General features: G+C 48.7%; 15 protein-coding genes and 1 pseudogene. 8 read left to right on the top strand and 8 right to left on the bottom strand.

Annotation, left to right across the window (positions count from 1 at the left end; translation table 11 throughout):
* Positions 1 to 137 precede the first annotated feature (137 nt).
* The 3 genes from yjeH (at position 138) to ACRRSX_RS00515 (ending at position 3,313) form a co-directional block, all read left to right on the top strand.
* The gene (yjeH, locus tag ACRRSX_RS00525) at positions 138 to 1,430 is read left to right on the top strand and encodes an L-methionine/branched-chain amino acid transporter (RefSeq protein ID WP_432455157.1); all 1,293 of its coding nucleotides are present in this window, start codon (positions 138 to 140) and stop codon (positions 1,428 to 1,430) included.
* A 333-nt stretch (positions 1,431 to 1,763) separates the two neighbouring features.
* Positions 1,764 to 2,705 (top strand): DMT family transporter, encoded by a 942-nt coding sequence (locus tag ACRRSX_RS00520; protein WP_432455158.1) that lies wholly within the window; start codon positions 1,764 to 1,766, stop codon positions 2,703 to 2,705.
* A gap of 104 nt (positions 2,706 to 2,809) precedes the next feature.
* Entirely contained in the window at positions 2,810 to 3,313 is a 504-nt protein-coding gene (locus ACRRSX_RS00515; RefSeq protein ID WP_432455159.1) for a M48 metallopeptidase family protein, read from the top strand.
* Positions 3,314 to 3,325: 12 nt separating this feature from the next.
* Here ACRRSX_RS00515 and ACRRSX_RS00510 read toward each other — a convergent pair whose 3' ends face one another.
* The 4 genes and pseudogenes from ACRRSX_RS00510 to ACRRSX_RS00495 all read right to left on the bottom strand — a co-directional run bounded on the left by ACRRSX_RS00510 (position 3,326) and on the right by ACRRSX_RS00495 (position 5,696).
* A complete protein-coding gene (locus ACRRSX_RS00510) occupies positions 3,326 to 3,454 on the bottom strand; it encodes a hypothetical protein (protein ID WP_432456203.1) in 129 nt (42 codons plus the stop codon).
* A 20-nt stretch (positions 3,455 to 3,474) separates the two neighbouring features.
* Positions 3,475 to 3,540, bottom strand: a pseudogene (locus ACRRSX_RS00505) (hypothetical protein); the annotation flags it as partial.
* Between the two features lie 322 nt (positions 3,541 to 3,862).
* Positions 3,863 to 4,753, bottom strand: a complete 891-nt coding sequence (locus ACRRSX_RS00500; protein WP_432455160.1) for a DMT family transporter — start codon at positions 4,751 to 4,753, stop codon at positions 3,863 to 3,865.
* Positions 4,754 to 5,093: 340 nt separating this feature from the next.
* Positions 5,094 to 5,696 (bottom strand): GNAT family N-acetyltransferase, encoded by a 603-nt coding sequence (locus tag ACRRSX_RS00495; protein WP_432455161.1) that lies wholly within the window; start codon positions 5,694 to 5,696, stop codon positions 5,094 to 5,096.
* A gap of 591 nt (positions 5,697 to 6,287) precedes the next feature.
* Here ACRRSX_RS00495 and ACRRSX_RS00490 point away from each other — a divergent pair.
* From ACRRSX_RS00490 to ACRRSX_RS00470, 5 genes are all read left to right on the top strand, one after another.
* Positions 6,288 to 7,688, top strand: coding sequence for a TolC family protein (locus ACRRSX_RS00490; RefSeq protein ID WP_432455162.1), 1,401 nt, complete (start codon positions 6,288 to 6,290; stop codon positions 7,686 to 7,688).
* 9 nt (positions 7,689 to 7,697) lie between these two features.
* Entirely contained in the window at positions 7,698 to 8,681 is a 984-nt protein-coding gene (locus ACRRSX_RS00485) for an HlyD family secretion protein (protein ID WP_432455163.1), read from the top strand.
* 13 nt (positions 8,682 to 8,694) lie between these two features.
* Positions 8,695 to 9,870, top strand: coding sequence for an ABC transporter permease (locus ACRRSX_RS00480; protein ID WP_432455164.1), 1,176 nt, complete (start codon positions 8,695 to 8,697; stop codon positions 9,868 to 9,870).
* Positions 9,867 to 11,039 (top strand): ABC transporter permease, encoded by a 1,173-nt coding sequence (locus ACRRSX_RS00475; protein WP_432455165.1) that lies wholly within the window; start codon positions 9,867 to 9,869, stop codon positions 11,037 to 11,039. Before ACRRSX_RS00480 ends, ACRRSX_RS00475 begins: the two co-directional genes overlap by 4 nt.
* A gap of 122 nt (positions 11,040 to 11,161) precedes the next feature.
* Entirely contained in the window at positions 11,162 to 12,562 is a 1,401-nt protein-coding gene (locus ACRRSX_RS00470) for a metallophosphoesterase family protein (protein WP_432455166.1), read from the top strand.
* A gap of 88 nt (positions 12,563 to 12,650) precedes the next feature.
* Here the strand turns inward: ACRRSX_RS00470 and ACRRSX_RS00465 are convergent, their stop codons facing one another.
* The 4 genes from ACRRSX_RS00465 to ACRRSX_RS00450 form a co-directional block, all read right to left on the bottom strand.
* Entirely contained in the window at positions 12,651 to 14,048 is a 1,398-nt protein-coding gene (locus tag ACRRSX_RS00465; protein ID WP_432455167.1) for a sensor histidine kinase, read from the bottom strand.
* The gene (locus ACRRSX_RS00460) at positions 13,987 to 14,667 is read right to left on the bottom strand and encodes a winged helix-turn-helix domain-containing protein (protein WP_432455168.1); all 681 of its coding nucleotides are present in this window, start codon (positions 14,665 to 14,667) and stop codon (positions 13,987 to 13,989) included. Before ACRRSX_RS00460 ends, ACRRSX_RS00465 begins: the two co-directional genes overlap by 62 nt.
* A 135-nt stretch (positions 14,668 to 14,802) precedes the next feature.
* The gene (locus ACRRSX_RS00455) at positions 14,803 to 15,354 is read right to left on the bottom strand and encodes a PepSY domain-containing protein (protein ID WP_432455169.1); all 552 of its coding nucleotides are present in this window, start codon (positions 15,352 to 15,354) and stop codon (positions 14,803 to 14,805) included.
* Between the two features lie 251 nt (positions 15,355 to 15,605).
* Positions 15,606 to 16,265: a substrate-binding periplasmic protein gene (locus ACRRSX_RS00450; RefSeq protein ID WP_432455170.1), complete on the bottom strand. Its 660-nt coding sequence runs from the start codon at positions 16,263 to 16,265 to the stop codon at positions 15,606 to 15,608.
* Positions 16,266 to 16,296 lie beyond the last annotated feature (31 nt).

The raw sequence follows: 16,296 nt of genomic DNA, 5'->3' as shown, positions 1-16,296 counted from the left end.
TCAAACCTCACCACGCGCACCGTTAAATTCACGGTCAGTACCGACACTCTGTCGCGCAATTCCGTTGACTTAACAGCTAGCAAAATTGCGGTTCGGCGTTATCATCTCTAGCTAACCGTTATCAAACAGAGTCTAGGATGAGCCGTTTAAATCAACAATTGGGTATTGGCCAAGGTGTCGCCTTACTCGCGACCTCATTATTAGGAACCGGAATTTTTGTGGTACCAGCCATGGCCGCCAGTATCGCCGAGCGAAGTGCTTTGGTGGCATGGTTAATATTGCTGGCACTGGTATTACCGATTGCCTTTACCTTTGCCGCACTCGGCAAGCGTCACCCCCATGCCGGAGGTGCGGCCCATTTTGTAGGAAAAGCCTTGGGTGACCGGGCAGAAAAGATGACCGCCTTTCTGTTTATTTCGGTGCTACCCGTAGGTTTGCCAGCAGCCTTAGTGATGGCCACAGGTTTTTGGCAATCACTGTTTCAGCTCAGCGCCTTCAGCGCACTGGCAATCCAACTATTGAGCCTCTTCGCAATGCTACTCTTGGGATTAGGAGGCGCAAAACTATCTGGAAATGTACAGGGTTTAATCGCTATTGCCATCATCACGTTGGTGGGCATGTTATGGTGGAAAGCCGATATTCACCTGACCGATGTACAGCTTCCCCGTCATATTGATGTGCCCAGTATCGCCCCAGCACTCACCGTTATGTTTTGGTGTTTTGTCGGCATCGAAGCCTTTGCCCACATGGGCGAAGAGTTTCGCCGCCCAGAACGGGATTTTCCGATCGCGCTATTACTCGGCGCGCTATTGGCTGGCATTGTTTATTGGGCGGCCTCGGTGGTGGTTTTAAAATACGGAGCCTTTGGCAACCAATACGCGAATACTCAATCCCTGCCCCATTTGGTCGCCATATTGTTTGGCCCGCAGGCCAAATGGCTGGCGGCGATGGTAGGTTACTTGGCTTGTTTTGCCAGCATTAACATCTACATTCAAGGTTTTGCTCGGCTCATATGGAGTATGGCCGACGAACAGCAACTGCCAAGCTTATTTGCACATTTGTCTAAGAGCAAGGTGCCAACAACTGCCTTATTTAGCATCGTGGGTGCCTGCGGACTCAGTTGTATCGCTGCTTGGCTCCTCGACTTACCCCTAGAGCACCTGATCCGCTACGCCAATGGCAATTTTATTGTGGTCTACCTACTCAGTATGCTCGCCGGTAGTATTCTTCTGCCGGGAGTGGCTCGCTACCTCGCACTATTTAGTGCAGCCCTGTGTGCTCTGCTGTTATTCGAACTCGGTTGGCAAAGTGCCTATGCACTGTTACTCTGCTTGGCTTTCCTTAGCGGACACGCCCTGTTAAGAGCCAGAGCCAGAGCCAGAGCCAGAGCCAGATCAAAAATAAACCAAGCCGGACAAGGGATAAACTAATTTCTTTGCCGCATCGCAGCGCCCTCAGTGGAGCGGCGCCGCCTGTTTGACCAGCGCTTTATCCCGATTTAACAAAATACCGCCTTGAATTCACAGGGCATTCCACTTAGATTAAAGATCCACCATCAAGGATCAAAACATGCACTTATTCCATCACACCTTAAGCAACAGTAAGCCGCTCCGCACCAATGCGAGGTGTCAAGGGCTTGATCTGTGGTGGCACAGAACTCAAGCAGCGGTGAACAATAAGATTTAATTGTTACTGGCTGCGAAGCGCAGCCGGTGAACATGCCTTCGTAGCCTCTTTCTCTCTCCATAGAAGGCAGCCAAGACATGAATATTACCCACTACTTTCGCTTTGCCACACGACGGCGCATCCCCCTTGCTCCCAGCAGTCTTGGCTTACTGTTTGCCTTACTCGCAACCGCCTTATTTTCACTGAAAGGCATTTGGATAAAACTCGCCTACCAACATGGCATCGACCCCACTAGCCTAATGACCCTGCGCATGGCCTTTAGTTTACCGCTCTATGTCGGCCTTGGCTTATGGTGGTGGCAACAGGGCCATTTTACTCACAAGCCGATCGCCAGCCACCTCTTAAAGGCAGCAGCAGTTGGCATCAGCGGTTACTACCTTGCCAGCTATTTGGATTTAAGTGGATTGCAGTATGTCTCAGCCCCCTTGGAACGTGTGGTACTCTACGCCTACCCCAGTTTTACCATCATCCTGAGCTGGCTGATTTACCGCCAAAAACCACAACGACTGGTGGTGTTCGCTTTACCTCTCAGCTGGTTAGGTGTTGCCATGATGATGTGGAGTGAAACCAAGGGCCAAATGGTCAATCAAGATCTACTGCTAGGCACCGGGCTGGTGATTGCCAGCGCCTTTAGCTTTGCCTGTTATCTGGTTTTCAGTAAAACAATAGTCAGTCAAATCGGTAGCCAGGCTTTTACCTGTATTGCGATGATTGCCGCAAGTTTAGCTATCTTTGTTCACTTTTCATTGCAAGATAGTTCAACTCAGCTCAACCACTATGCTCCGTCCGTTTATGGCTATGCGCTGTGTATGGCGCTGTTTTCAACGGTGATCCCCTCCTTTCTGTTTAGCGAAGCGATCCATCGAATCGGCGCCCAAAAAACCGCCATCTCTGGCAGTGTCGGGCCGATCTTTACCCTCTTGATGGCCTGCTATTTATTAGAACACTCGGTCAGCTGGGGGCAAATCCTCGGCATCGGTCTGGTGGTGGCGGCCGTGACGCTGCTGAACCGCAAATAAACTTAAGCCTTGGCGCCAAATTCGTTATAGTGCGCCAGCCCCGCCCGGCCTTAAGCGCAGAGTGGGTATTGAATTAACCCTTGCACAGGAGCCACAGCCCGACCATGTCGACTCTTAAATACCTCAGTGCCTACCCCAGCGAATTAAGTGACCGGATCCAGGACTTACTCGACCAGCAACAATTAGCCGAGTTTTTACTGAACAAATACCCCAAGGTCCACCAAATCCATAATGACAAAGAGCTACGCGACTACGCCACCGAGTTAAAAAATCGTTATATTCGTAAATCGGCCCCCTTAAGCAAGGTGATTTACGATCCAAAAATTCATGTGGTAAAACATGCGCTGGGCCTACATAGCTATGTTTCCCGAATACAAGGCAGCAAACTCAAGAGCAAGAACGAAATTCGCATCAGCAAACTGTTTCAAAAAGTTCCGGAACCTTTTTTAAAGATGATTGTGGTGCACGAGCTGGCCCATCTCAAAGAAAAAGAGCATAACAAAGCCTTCTATCAGCTCTGTCAGCATATGCTGCCCAACTACCACCAGCTAGAGTTTGATACTCGGGTCTACCTTACCCAACTGGAAGAGCTCGGGCCCATTTATTAGTGTTTTAACAGGCTAAATTTGATGCAGTAAAGCCAGGCCTTGGGAAAATCGACGGGTATTCTCCAGCAGCTGCTTCACAATTGCCGTATTCGACGCTTCAGAAGCCATATGGGGGTCACAGAAACCTTGGGATGTAGCCATAAAGGATGTTTTGCGGCCAAAGCTTCTTCGTCAAAGACATCCAAAATCGCCCCGCGCAAACGTCCTTGATCGAGCGCAATAAGCACAACAATCAATCAGGAGGGAGTGACTAATACCAGCCAGATCGATGATTAAACGGGCCCTGTTCATTCAGAAGCCATCCCATGTATTCGGACCTATCAGAAATATAATAAGGAGACAGGTTGTCGTGAACCTGACGAGATCCCAGTTCAATGTCCCTGAGCGACACCTTCATCGAACACCTTCTGGCTCTATCCTGCCTGCACCGCAGACAAATGGGCTAAGGGACAACCACGGAGCTAATTTAGCCTTCATAAACAGTCATACGGTGTACCCGCAGCGGACCGTCGCTCACTTTAAGGTACCCACGTAAATTGCTAACTTCCACTACGAATCAACCGGGCTAGCTCTTTTGCCAAGCACCCAAATACTGAGCATCAGCAATCCGCCGCCCAGCAGTTGCAGGTGACTCATCTGAGCTCCGAGGATGAAAGCCGAGAGCACTACCGCGGTGAGGGGCTCTAAAAGCGTGGCGACGGTAAGGGTTGTTGGGCTCAGTTTGGCAGCCCCCCAACTAAATGCCAACAGCGCCAGAGCCGCAGTCACCACGCCCAAATATAGAAACCAAGCTTGTGGTGGGACCGCAACTGGCCAGCTTAATGGTCGAAACAGTCCAAAGATCGCCATCACAAGTGTCGCAATGACGGTGAGGCAGGTGGTTGACTGGCCCGCGCCTAACACCTTCGACAAGCGGCCACTAGTCATCGAAAATCCAGCATAAAGAAAAGCCGATACCAGCGAGAAAGCGATGCCGATGACCACATTTTTAAAACCTGCCGCGGTATTCGCCTCGCCATGCTGAAACACAATCAATATGGTGCCAATAATCGCCGCAACCAATACGCTGAAGAGTTGACGGTCAATGATTTCCTGGCCTCGAACAACCGCAACCATAGTCACTAAAACCGGAGGCAGGCAAAGTGCGATCAGAGTCGGCACTGCTGCGCCCATCCGCTCGATGCCGAGAAACCAGCACAATACATAACCAGCCATTGCGATACCAGCGATCGTCAAGCGACCTAAAACCGGCTGAACCAAGCGCCAATGAATGTTTTTACCAAAGATCCCAAGCAAAACCACAGAACCAATCGCAAAACGCCAAAATGATATATTCTCTGGCGTGAAACCATGCTGCGCCACCAATAGGTTCACTACCAATGCCCCCGTTCCCCAAAGAAAACCCGCACCACAAGCGGCAAGCAGTGCTAAGACTGGCATAGGGACGGCCCTCTCAAACGGTATGAAAGGTCCGAGTAAAGCCACTTTCCAAAGCTATTGTCGTATTTCATCATTTGCTTCACAGTTTATACTTCCTGATTACTTGATTAGCTGCGCTCCATGACTCAAGCCAAGCGAGTCGCATTTTTGACGAGAGAATTCATCTTCTTGATAACACGGTAAATCGGCAGTTAATCTGCGTTGACAATGAATCACGTTGCTAATATCGCCAGTTAATCTGCGTTGAATCGAACCACACAACTCCCTTTATCCATAATTGCCGCTCTGCCTTGCTATTCCCTGTTTAGCCAAAGACTAAGCATACGGAAATGATCGTTCGCTAAGATTTCGAAGCGCTGAGTCCGGTGCTTTTTGCTTGTGAAAAAACCGACAAAGGCTGTTTTTCGAGCCACTGTTGTTTCGTGATTTGATACAGGCAATGCCGCTCCAATCGATGTCCAGCCGATAATTGAGGATGATTAAAATCTTGCTGAGTATTTAGCATCCCCAATTTCAACATCACCCGCTGAGAGGCTCGATTCTGTATTGCCGTAAATGCATACACCGAAGTCACAGCTAACTTTAAAAAGGCAAATTCCAAGGCTTTTTCCGCCGCTTCGGGGGCGTAGCCGAGTCCCCAACAGTCTGAAGATAAACGCCAGCCAATTTCAATCAATGGCGCATCAGGAATGCCGCTATTTTCATCTTGCTGATGCAGTCCAACAAATCCAATAAATTGGCCCGTCGATTTCAACTCAAGGGCCCAAAACCCCCAGCCTCTTTCTGAAATAAGATTTTGAATACGCTTGGCTTGTTGGTCGCTTTCCGGTGTTGAAAGGACTGCCGGAAAATAGCGCATCACTCTGGGATCTGCATTCAATTGCGCATACGCTCGATAATCTGCACAAGTCCATTGCCGAAGGATTAATCGCTTGGTTTCCATTTTTATCGTCTTTGTTACTCCTAAGCAAATGATATCTGCAGCGCATTGCTTGCAGGCTAAAGCAGCAGCTTGATATTTATGAATTAATTGGTGCTCTAATACAATAAAAAAATCAGCTTAAAAAGCCGGCTACTCAAGCAAAGGCCACTCGGTATGCCAGCCTGTTATTCGCAGGCTTCACCAGCATGACAATGGCCCCATCTCGTCTTAGCTGCTGCAACATCAGCTGTCATGGTGGCGTCGATATCTCTATTGTTATTTTTCCAGACAAGCACATAAGCAGATAGCACAGCTTCATGACAAAACCACCACTGAAGCCCTGCTTCCTACTCCCATCTATCGCGGGCTCTCAGAGCCTAAATTGAGTAAAGAGCCAGTCAATTGAAACAAAACTGCTATTGCTCAATCTCATGATGATCAACAGTGGCCAAGATCCTTAGCAAATAACGCGACGCTGCCCCAGTAATCGGCTTATAAAAGGATTTACACTAAGGCTTGTCCAGACGCACATTGCAACCACGAAAGGCTTGAACCAGCCTTAAGGATTAAGCTAGAGTAAATATTCTAATTGGATAGGGATCGACCATACTGATGAGGTACTTTTTACGCTGCGCGATTACCGCGACTTGCTGGTTTGGCGCAAGCGCATTCATCTTGATCTCCACAGCACAGGCCATGAGTTTCGAGCAGGCCTGGCAACAAGTACTGCAACATAACGACAGCTTAGCCGCCGATAAAGCCAATTTGGCGCGCAGTGAGGCTTTGCGTGATGCAGCGACCGATCTGTATTACCCCAAAATAGATCTCAGCGGCAGCTATACCCGTTTGGAGAAACCAATCGCGCTCGATCTCAAAGACTTAGAACCTCTGGCCTCGCTCGACCCAAGTGCCCTAGACCCAGTGCTGGCACAAATTCTTGGACCGCTACTTCAGTTACCCACGACGACCAACTTCACCGAGCAAAATATCACCACCAGTTCCATCCGCGCTATTTGGCCGCTTTACCTGGGCGGCCGACGCGGTGCCGCGATTGATATCGCGCGCGAACAACATATCGAAGCCGCTAAAATCTTAGCGATGCGACAGCAGGCGAAGTTTGAAGATTTGGCTCGCGTCTATTTTGGCGTGGTTCTCACCACTCAGGTCGCCCAAACCTACCAAGAAGTCGAAGATGGTCTCGCCAAACATCGACGCAACGCGATGAAGCTAGAGCAACAAGGACAAATCGCGCTGGTAGAACGTCTGCAGGCCGATGCATCCTACGATAAGGCCAAAGTTGATACCAAAAAAGCGCTGCGCAACTACCAAATCGCGCAACTCGCCTTAAGTAAGCTATTACATCAAGACACGGCGATCCAGCCGGCCACCAAGCTATTTACCGAACCTCGCATCCCAGCCCTCGCAGCTTTTATGTCAAAAACACTCAGCAGCTACCCCGGCCTCGCGATTCTCGACAGCAAGGCAGAGCAGGCCAAAAACATGCAGATTATTGCCAAAAGTCTTTACCAGCCAGAGGTTTACATGTTTGGTAACTACCAACTTTACGAAGGAGACAGTCTGGCAGCTAAAGTCTCGCCTGACTGGATGGTCGGCCTTGGCGTATCAGTGCCCTTAGTCGATAACAGCGGCCGCTCGGGCAAAGTACAAGCCGCCCATAGCAACCTTGTCCAAATCCATTATTTACATGCTCAAGCCGAGCGAGACCTGAGCCTACTCGTTGAAAAAACCTACCGCGAAGCCGAACAAGCCTTAGAAGAATATCAGGGTCTGGAATCCAGCCTCGCCCTAGCGCAAGAAAACCTGCGGATCCGTCTCAAGGCTTTTAGCCAAGGTTTAGCCACCTCATTAGATGTGGTGGATGCTGAACTATTTCAGGCGAAGGTCAAAACCCAACGCCAATCGGCAGCTTATAATCATGTTATCGCGTTGGCTAAGCTCACTGCACTGAGTGGTGAAATGGACCGGTTTTCACAATATTATCGATTTAACTAAGGCCTGATTATGCGTAAGTTTTCCGCTCTATTACCCATCGCACCGTTACTGGCAATTATTGCTTGGGTCGGCTATTCCTTTTGGCAAGCCTATCAACCGCAGGCACAAACTCTGCAGGGGCAAATCGAGGCCCAGCAATACAACATTTCTTCAAAGGTAGCGGGACGGATCGATCAAGTCTTGGTTAAAAAGGGTGAACAGGTTGAGCCAGGACAGCTGATCTTCACAATTACCAGTCCTGAACTCGAAGCCAAACTAGAGCAAGCCAAAGCCGGTCAACAAGCTGCGTCGGCAATCGCCGAACAGGCTGAAAATGGGGCTCGCAGCCAAGAAATATCAGCGGCCAAAGATCAATGGCAAAAAGCTCAAGCGGCCACTCAGCTAAGCGAAAAGACCTATCAACGGGTCAATAACCTCTTTAAAGACGGTGTGGTCTCTGAGCAAAAACGCGACGAAGCCTATACCCAATGGCAAGCAGCCCGCTACACTGAAAATTCGGCATCCGAAATGTATCAAATGGCCAAGGCTGGCGCGCGTGACGAAACCAAAAAAGCCGCCGTCGAACAGCTGCGAGCTGCCGCTGGGAAAGTGGCCGAAGTGCAAGCCTATGCCAGTGATACCTTAGTGAAAAGCTGGCACGCTGGCGAAGTCAGTCAAATTTTGCTGCAGCAAGGCGAGCTAGCCCCTACAGGTTTTCCAGTCGTTTCAATCATCGACATGCAAGATGCCTGGCTGATTTTACATGTGCGCGAAGATCAACTCAGCCGATTTCAGAAAGGTCAGCAGTTTAGTGCCACGCTGCCCGCCTTAAATAATCAACAGGTTGATTTTAAAGTTTCCCATGTGGCGGTAATGGGGGATTTTGCCACCTGGCGGGCCACCGACAGTCGCACCGGGTTTGACCTGCGCACCTTTGAAATTGAAGCGAGGCCCACCCAAGCAGTACCGCAACTGCGAGTCGGCATGAGTGCCATTATCACTCTTGAACACTAGGCGAAACCTGCTGATGTCTTCACCATCACCTCGCTTTTCACAACTGCTGGCGCAACAGTGGCACCAGCTGCGACAAGATGCATGGTTAAGCGCCTTGCTCAGCTGGGTTCCCTTACTGTTATTTGTACTGTTATGGTGGATTTTTTCCGCAGGGCTTACCCGAGATTTAACCATCGCAGTGGTCGACCATGATCACAGCCAATTGTCGCGTAGCCTTATCGCCCACTATGATGCCAGCCCAAGCTTGCAGGTGCAGAGTGTAGCCGACCAAGTGGAGGCAGGGGTCCTGCTCCGCACTGGTCAAGTGAACGCGTTACTCATTATCCCCAATCAGCTTGAACAACATACCAAACTGGGTCAGGCACCTACCGTGGCCGCCTATTATAATGGCCAACTGATGGTGGTGGGTAAGCAAATCAACTCGGCATTGCAAAAAAGCCACGCCACTTTTAATGCCAAAGTTGCACTGCTCAGAGTCCTCAGCCAAGGGAATACTCAAACCTCGCAAGCACTGGCCCAAGCTGTCCCCATTCGCAACCAAATTAGTGCGCTGTTTAACGGCAATAGCAACTACGCTCAATTTATCGTTTCGGCAGCCCTACCAGCTTTTTGGCAAGTGCTCTGCATGGTGGTGATGGTACTCGCCCTTGGCGCAGAACTGCGTGAGCAAAGTTTTCGGTCTTGGCTTAAAAAGGATGCCAGCAAGAAAATTGCCGCTAAACTATTATTTTTTGGCGCCTTGCTATGGCTACAAGGAGTGTTGTTTTGTAGCCTAATGTTTACCAGCTTCGACTGGCCAATGCGGGGCTCGTGGAGCATCCTATTGCTGGCCTTAGTGCTTTGTGTATTGGCCTCACAAGCCATTGCCCTGCTGTTTATCTTATTATTTGAAGATCTTGCTCGCGCTTTAAGTTTCGCCGCCGCCCTCACCGCGCCAAGTTTCGCCTTTATGGGGGTGACCTTCCCAGTGAGTGATATGCCTTGGTTTGCCCAATTCTGGCGAAGCTTAATTCCGGTTTGCCACTACATCGAGATCCAAATCACTCAGGCAAACTATGGGGCACCAGTGTTGCAATCACTGCCCGCACTCAGCCACTTACTGATATTCCTATTGGCTTTCGTCAGCGCGGCATGGCTAGTCAAGCTGCGTTTTCAGGGATTATCACAACCTGATGAGTCCGTATCATGAACAGCTACCTATTGCTGCGGCTAGAGATACGGCGGCTGTTCGCCAATCGAGCCCTGTTACTCACCGCCATTGGGGGCTTGCTGTTTTATGCCTTTCTCTATCCACGACCCTATATGCAACAAAGCCCTCGAGAACAGCAGATAGCAGTGGTCAATCACGATGGCAATCAGTTCAGTCGGCAACTACTTAGGATGGTCGATGCCAGCCCACTGATCAAAGTAAGCGCACAGGTGGCCAGCATTGAACAGGCTCAGCAACTGCTAGTGGAACGCCGTGTTGGCGGCTTACTGGTGATCCCGAAACACTTTTATCGTGACCTATTGCAGGACCGCTCTCCAGCGCTCTCCTATGCTGGCGATGCTTCTTATTTCTTAGTTTACAGCACCATTGTAGAAGGCCTAAGTACCACCGCGGGTACTTTAGCGGCGCAAACCAAGGTCAGCAAAATGCTTATCGAAGGCATCCCCCTTAAAGGTGCCGCCGAATCACACACGCCCATCAAGCTGAGTAGCAATCCGGTTTTTAATGCCAATCAAGGCTATTTAGATTATGTATTACCCGCTGTCTTTATTATCTTGTTACACCAAACTTTGTTAATCGCCGTAGGCCTACACGCCACTCCCAGTCGCCCTGCACTCAAACCCAATTATCTGCACTTTGTGCCCGCCTGGAAGTTGGTGCTGGTACGCAGCCTGTTGTTTGTGGCCCTCTACAGCGTACTCAGCTGCTTCTATCTTGGTTTTGTACTTGATTATTACCAGGTTCACCTCTGGGGACATATGGCAGACATCGCGGCCATGCTGCTGCCCTTTCTGCTTGCAAGCTGCGGTTTTTCAATGTGTATCGCAACCCTATTACCAAAACGCGATTACGCCACGGTGGTCGGTTTGATAAGTTCTCTGCCGATTGTATTTGGCTGCGGATTTATTTGGCCACAGAGCGCGATCCCGATGCCAATCAACATGCTAGCCGATTTAGTTCCCGCCAAACCAATGGTGCTGGGCCTATTAAAGCTCAACCAAATGGGCGCCAGCTTTACTGAAGTGCAAAACCACTTTACTCATTTATGGTTGTTGGCGGTCATCTACTTACTATTGGCGGTGGCGATGAATCAATATAAGTCGCCAAGTTCTAAAGACAATAATTCAAAATTCTCAAACCATATTTAAGCCTGAATTCATTATCTATTTGTTCTAAATCAATAAAAAAAAGCCTTTCATAATTCTGTCACCCAATAGTCATCCGACCAGCCTAGCGTGAATTCATCTTTCATCAATCAAAGAGAAAATTCATGACTAATTTTAATCGAAGAAAATTTTTAAAGACCACTGCATTACTAGGCTCTACTATCACTCTGGGTCAAAGCTTAAGCGCATGTCACCAGAGCAGTAGCTCACAAAGCCGCAGCGCTTCAGACACCCTGCGCTTTGCGGTACTCTCCGATCCTCACGTCTATAACCTCGCATTAGGTACGACTGGGCAGGCCCTTGAAAATTACCTCGCAGAAGATCGTAAAATGCTCCTCCAAAGCGGTGAAATCTTAAGTGCAATTGTGCAGCAGTTACTGCAACAACCGGAGCTGGATGCATTGTTAATCCCCGGCGACCTCACCAAAGATGGCGAACTCGTGTGTCACCAAAAAGCACTCGAATTATTACAACCATTACGCGATGCGGGGAAAAAAGTGTATGTCATACCGGGCAATCACGACATCAACAATCCCGACGCGGTCTCCTTTAATGGCGATACAACGAGTGCGGTCGAGACTATCAATGCTGAACAATTTGCCTCTTTATATGCAGATTTTGGCTACCAGCAAGCACTCTATCGACACGACAACTCTTTGAGCTATATCGCCGAGCCAACTAGCGGGGTCTGGTTGGTCGCACTAGACTCTTGCAAGTATCAAGATAACGCCAGTCTCGGCTCCCCGGAAACCTCTGGCGCTTTATCTGATGATTTACTGGGTTGGCTACAACCACTACTCACTGAAGCACAGGCACAAAACAAATTAGTGTTTGGGATGCAACACCATGGCCTCGTTGCGCACTTTGCCAGCCAACGGACCATTTTCCCTGAATACCTGATTGATGACTATGAGTCCGTCGGTGCGATGCTGGCAGCTTATGGCTTAAATTTAGTTTTTACCGGACATTTTCATGCGCAAGATGTCAGCATGGCTGATTATAATGGAGATGGTTCAACTCTTTTATATGATGTAGAAACAGGCTCCACCGTCACTGCGCCCTGCCCTTATCGTCTAGTGGATGTAAACATCGCGGATCAAAGCTTCAATATCTCGAGTCTCTTCATCGATAGCATCACTTCCATGAGCAACTTTGCCGAATATAAAGAAAACTTTATCAACCAAGGTATGCTCAGCCTATATCGTCGCTATCTGGCTCAAATGGGGTTGACCGGCGATAGTCTGAATCAATTTGCCAGCTTAGCTGCCTCGTTACACGTTGCTCATTACAAAGGCGATGAGTCCACCGAAACCAGCACTCTCACTACGTTACAGGCCTTGGCTTCTAGCCCCGATGCCAACACCGCTTATTTGGGAAATGCGCTATTAGGCTTAGCCGTCGATCCGGGATTAAGTGATAATCAACTCGCGTTGTCACTCTCTGGGGAAAGCATTGCTCTGTTCACCTTGATCAAGCGAGTACTCCATCGCAAGGCGCTCGCTTAGCGCGAGTGTCTAAAACAGAGAAGCAAACCAACACCAAGTACTCAGGTAATGGCTGGACATTCCGCCATTACTTTTGCCAACAGGCGGCTTATACAAAAGCTTCATTTTGGCTAAAACTCACGCTGACTCTAAGTCCCGGTTGGTTATCGCTGAGTTTAATCTCACCACCATGCAAAGCAACAATCGCCCGAACTAAGGGCAGCCCCAAACCGTAACCGGGGCTATGACGGCTACTCTCCAAACGATATAAGCGTTGGAAGACCTTCTCGCTTTCCATCTCGGGAATGCCAGGGCCATTGTCGCTGACGATAAAGCCATCACCGCTGAACTCAAAACTAATTTGGGTCTGTGGTCCGGCATACTTACTGGCGTTTTCCAATAAGTTATAGATCGCGCGAAACAATAAACTGGGATCCCCTTGCAAGGGCTTTGCCGCGCGAGCATTAAACAAACATAAATGCTGGTCTTGCTGTTGGCTTACCGGCAACAATAACTCGATGGCATCCTCCGCGATTTGAACTAAATCCACGGCACTAAACTGTGCCTGTTGCTGGTGCTGCTCCAAGCGAGTCAACTCTAACATGGCGCTAAAAGTGACTAATATGCCGTCTAATTCGGCTAACATGGCGGATACTTGCGTCGAACTCAGCCGCTGATGTTCCACATCAATGAGGCTTTGCTCTAAAGCCAATCGCAGTCGTCCTAAGGGGGTTCGTAAATCGTGAGCAATCGCATCGGTAACCCCTGCAATCGCCTGAAAAGAGTACTCTAGCTGAGCCAACATTTTGTTCATATGTTTCGCCAGATGGTCAAATTCATCGTGGTGGCGACTCAAGGGCACTCGCGCATCCAGCTGCCCTTGCTCTACGGCCAAGGCAACTTGATTGATCCGGTTAATTCGGCGTAATAACTGAGCCGAGAACCACCATCCGGTAAGCAGTCCCAAGGCCAGAGCCAAAGCTAAGGCAATCATACTGGCGTGAATGAAGCGCTCGCGCATCTCAACCAGCGCTTCATCGTCGGTGGCCACCAGCAAACGACCAGTGTTGAGCAACTCCACACAACCAGAAAATAAACGAATTTCGTTGTAGCTATACACCGGAAAACGGCTCAACGTCGGACAAGCACTGATTTGGGAAGGAATACTCTGTAAACGACCATAGCTGCGCTCAGGGCTAATAAAGACTAATACAAACTGTCCAGCTTGCTCCGCTTGCAACTCAAACTGACGAATAAAATCTGCTGGCTGTAACTCTTTAGCCAATAAGGTTTGCTGCTGTAACAACTGACTAATTTGCTGGGCTTGGCTACGACTTAACTGCCCCACGCTCAACTGGTAAAGAACCCACAGTAAAATACCCACCACCAGCATCAATAAGCCGGTATAAATACCAGTTAGTCGCCAAATGGAGCTGGCTTTAAAATTATTTTGCCAGCATTCGGTAACCCACACCACGAACGGTTTCAAGCAGTGGTCGATGGCCATCCAGTTCTACCTTCTTTCTTAGACGTGCCACATGCACATCGATCACATTGGTTTGGGGGTCAAAATCATAATGCCACACGGCTTCAAATAATAGGGTTCGGGTCACCACTTGGCCTGCATGCTCCATTAAATAGTGTAACAACTTAAATTCTTTGGGTTGCAGTAAAATTTCCTGCTCACCACGCCACACCCGACGCGCCAGCAAGTCAATACGAAGATCCGCAACTTGAAGCCGATTGCTGGCGAACGCAGCTGGGCCTCGCGGACGCTTTAACAGAATGTCGATCCGCACTAATAGCTCGGCTAAGGCGAAAGGTTTCACTAAATAATCATCTCCCCCTTGACGCAAACCTTTGACCCGTTCATCAACACTATCTAAGGCACTTAAGATCAACACCGGTAGTGTTTTATTGGCATCACGTAAAGTGCTTAACAGGTTTAAACCATCCAGTTTAGGTAACATTCGATCCAGCACCAACAATTGATAGTCATGCTCTAAGGCTAAAAACAACCCCGCTTGACCATCACTGGCAACATCCACCAGATACCCCTGCTCACTGAGAGCGCGTTGTAAAAACTGTTGGGTGGTTCGATCATCTTCAACAACTAATATTCGCACCTAACTTACCTTTGATTGCTTGACCTCAGATGGGTCATGGGCGGCCTTACCCACCCCATAACTCATCCCCAATAAACCAATAAGCACTACGTGATCGAGGTAACTGCAACACTGATTCGTGATAATTCAAACCTGTTAGTGTTTCAATACCGGAATGGTTTCACCATTTAGTACATCCACAATCACTCGCTGCTTACCTTGCTCACCGAGTAACTTGAATTTGTAATAAGTGATGCCCTTTTCATTTTCTAATTCCAACTCTAGCACTTGCGCCTGAAACTTACTGCTAAGCATCGCCACCGTTTGGCTCAAAGAAAAATCTGCTTGGTTTAGCTGCTCCAGCGCTAAACGCTCATCCTCATCCAATTTACTGATACCTAACAGCGTCAACTTGCGGCTTTCATTTTTTAACATTTCGCCATCGCTCAAACTCAATTTAAGCTTGTGTTGCTGTCCTTGGTTTAGGTTCACGACTTCTATTTCATAAACGGCCTGACCATGATAGTCATCCAACTCAAGTTCGGTAATTTGTCCAGCGTAAGTATTGTGAACCTTTTCGATAGCCTGCTCTAAGCTAAAGTTGGCCCGCTTAATGGCTAAAGCAGATAACGCCTCGTCATCGGCCATCGCTGCGGTAGAACTGAATGCAAGCGCAGCCGCCAGACAGATTTTTGTTGATAATTTCATGGGGGATCTCATCACTTGTGGTCCTGTGTTATGTCACTGCACTCACTATAAGCGATCCCTCCTTACCGCAAGGTGGCGATCACATTACATTTTGTTCATGTTCCAATCCGTCACCACAAGCACCAAGAAAAAGCGCCATTATCAATGGCATTCACCCACGCATGCTCTGCATGAGATTGGTCAATTCTTATCTTCAGAAGTTTAGTTTGAACAAACCACCATCCATGCAACAGAGTCAAATTCAAAGCTGCTTATTCAGATTGAATCGTGAGTTGCTGCAGAATGTGCGTGAGCTCTGAGGCAATAGCCTGATGCTTTTGATTCAAGTAATGATATAAATAAATCTGGTCGATCGGCGGAGTGACGGCTCTAGTCTGTTTATGCCAATACTTTTTAATCGCATACTCTCCGATCTGCTTCGGTAAAATAACCACATCTACGCGACCCCGCTCTAACATCGTAATCGCTTGATTGGCACTGGTAAAATACTCCACAGCAGGATGGTTTTTTAGCTGCTCATGAAAAGCCAAATGACCTCGCACCAAGCCTACGCGATAGGGGGTTAATTGCTGCCATTGACTCACATGAATGCTGTCATCGACAACAAATGCGGATACCACCAGCGTTTTTACCGGAACCGGAATTCGAATATAGTTGGTCAAGTAGTTTTCCACCAATTGACTACGGGCAAGTTCGGCATCAATATTGGGGTTGTCTCTAGCCTGTCGTAAGGCACGTTTTGCCGGCATTCCCAATAATTCAATTTTATAGCCCATGATCGCATATGCGGAAGAGACCATATCCAGCACCTCTGGTAGCGCATTGGCACCAGCTGCAGCAGAAATCCGCATGGTTGATCCCGCCATCAAGGGAAAGCAAATAAACAAAAACACAATCACCAAAGCTTTCATACAGTCCCTACGCTTTGCTTATTTAATTGAT

Origin of the sequence: Agarivorans sp. QJM3NY_30 (genome assembly GCF_050870855.2) — a bacterium.
GTDB lineage: Bacteria > Pseudomonadota > Gammaproteobacteria > Enterobacterales > Celerinatantimonadaceae > Agarivorans.
Note: the sequence above shows the minus strand (reverse complement) of the source record. Positions and strands in the feature narration are given on the sequence as shown.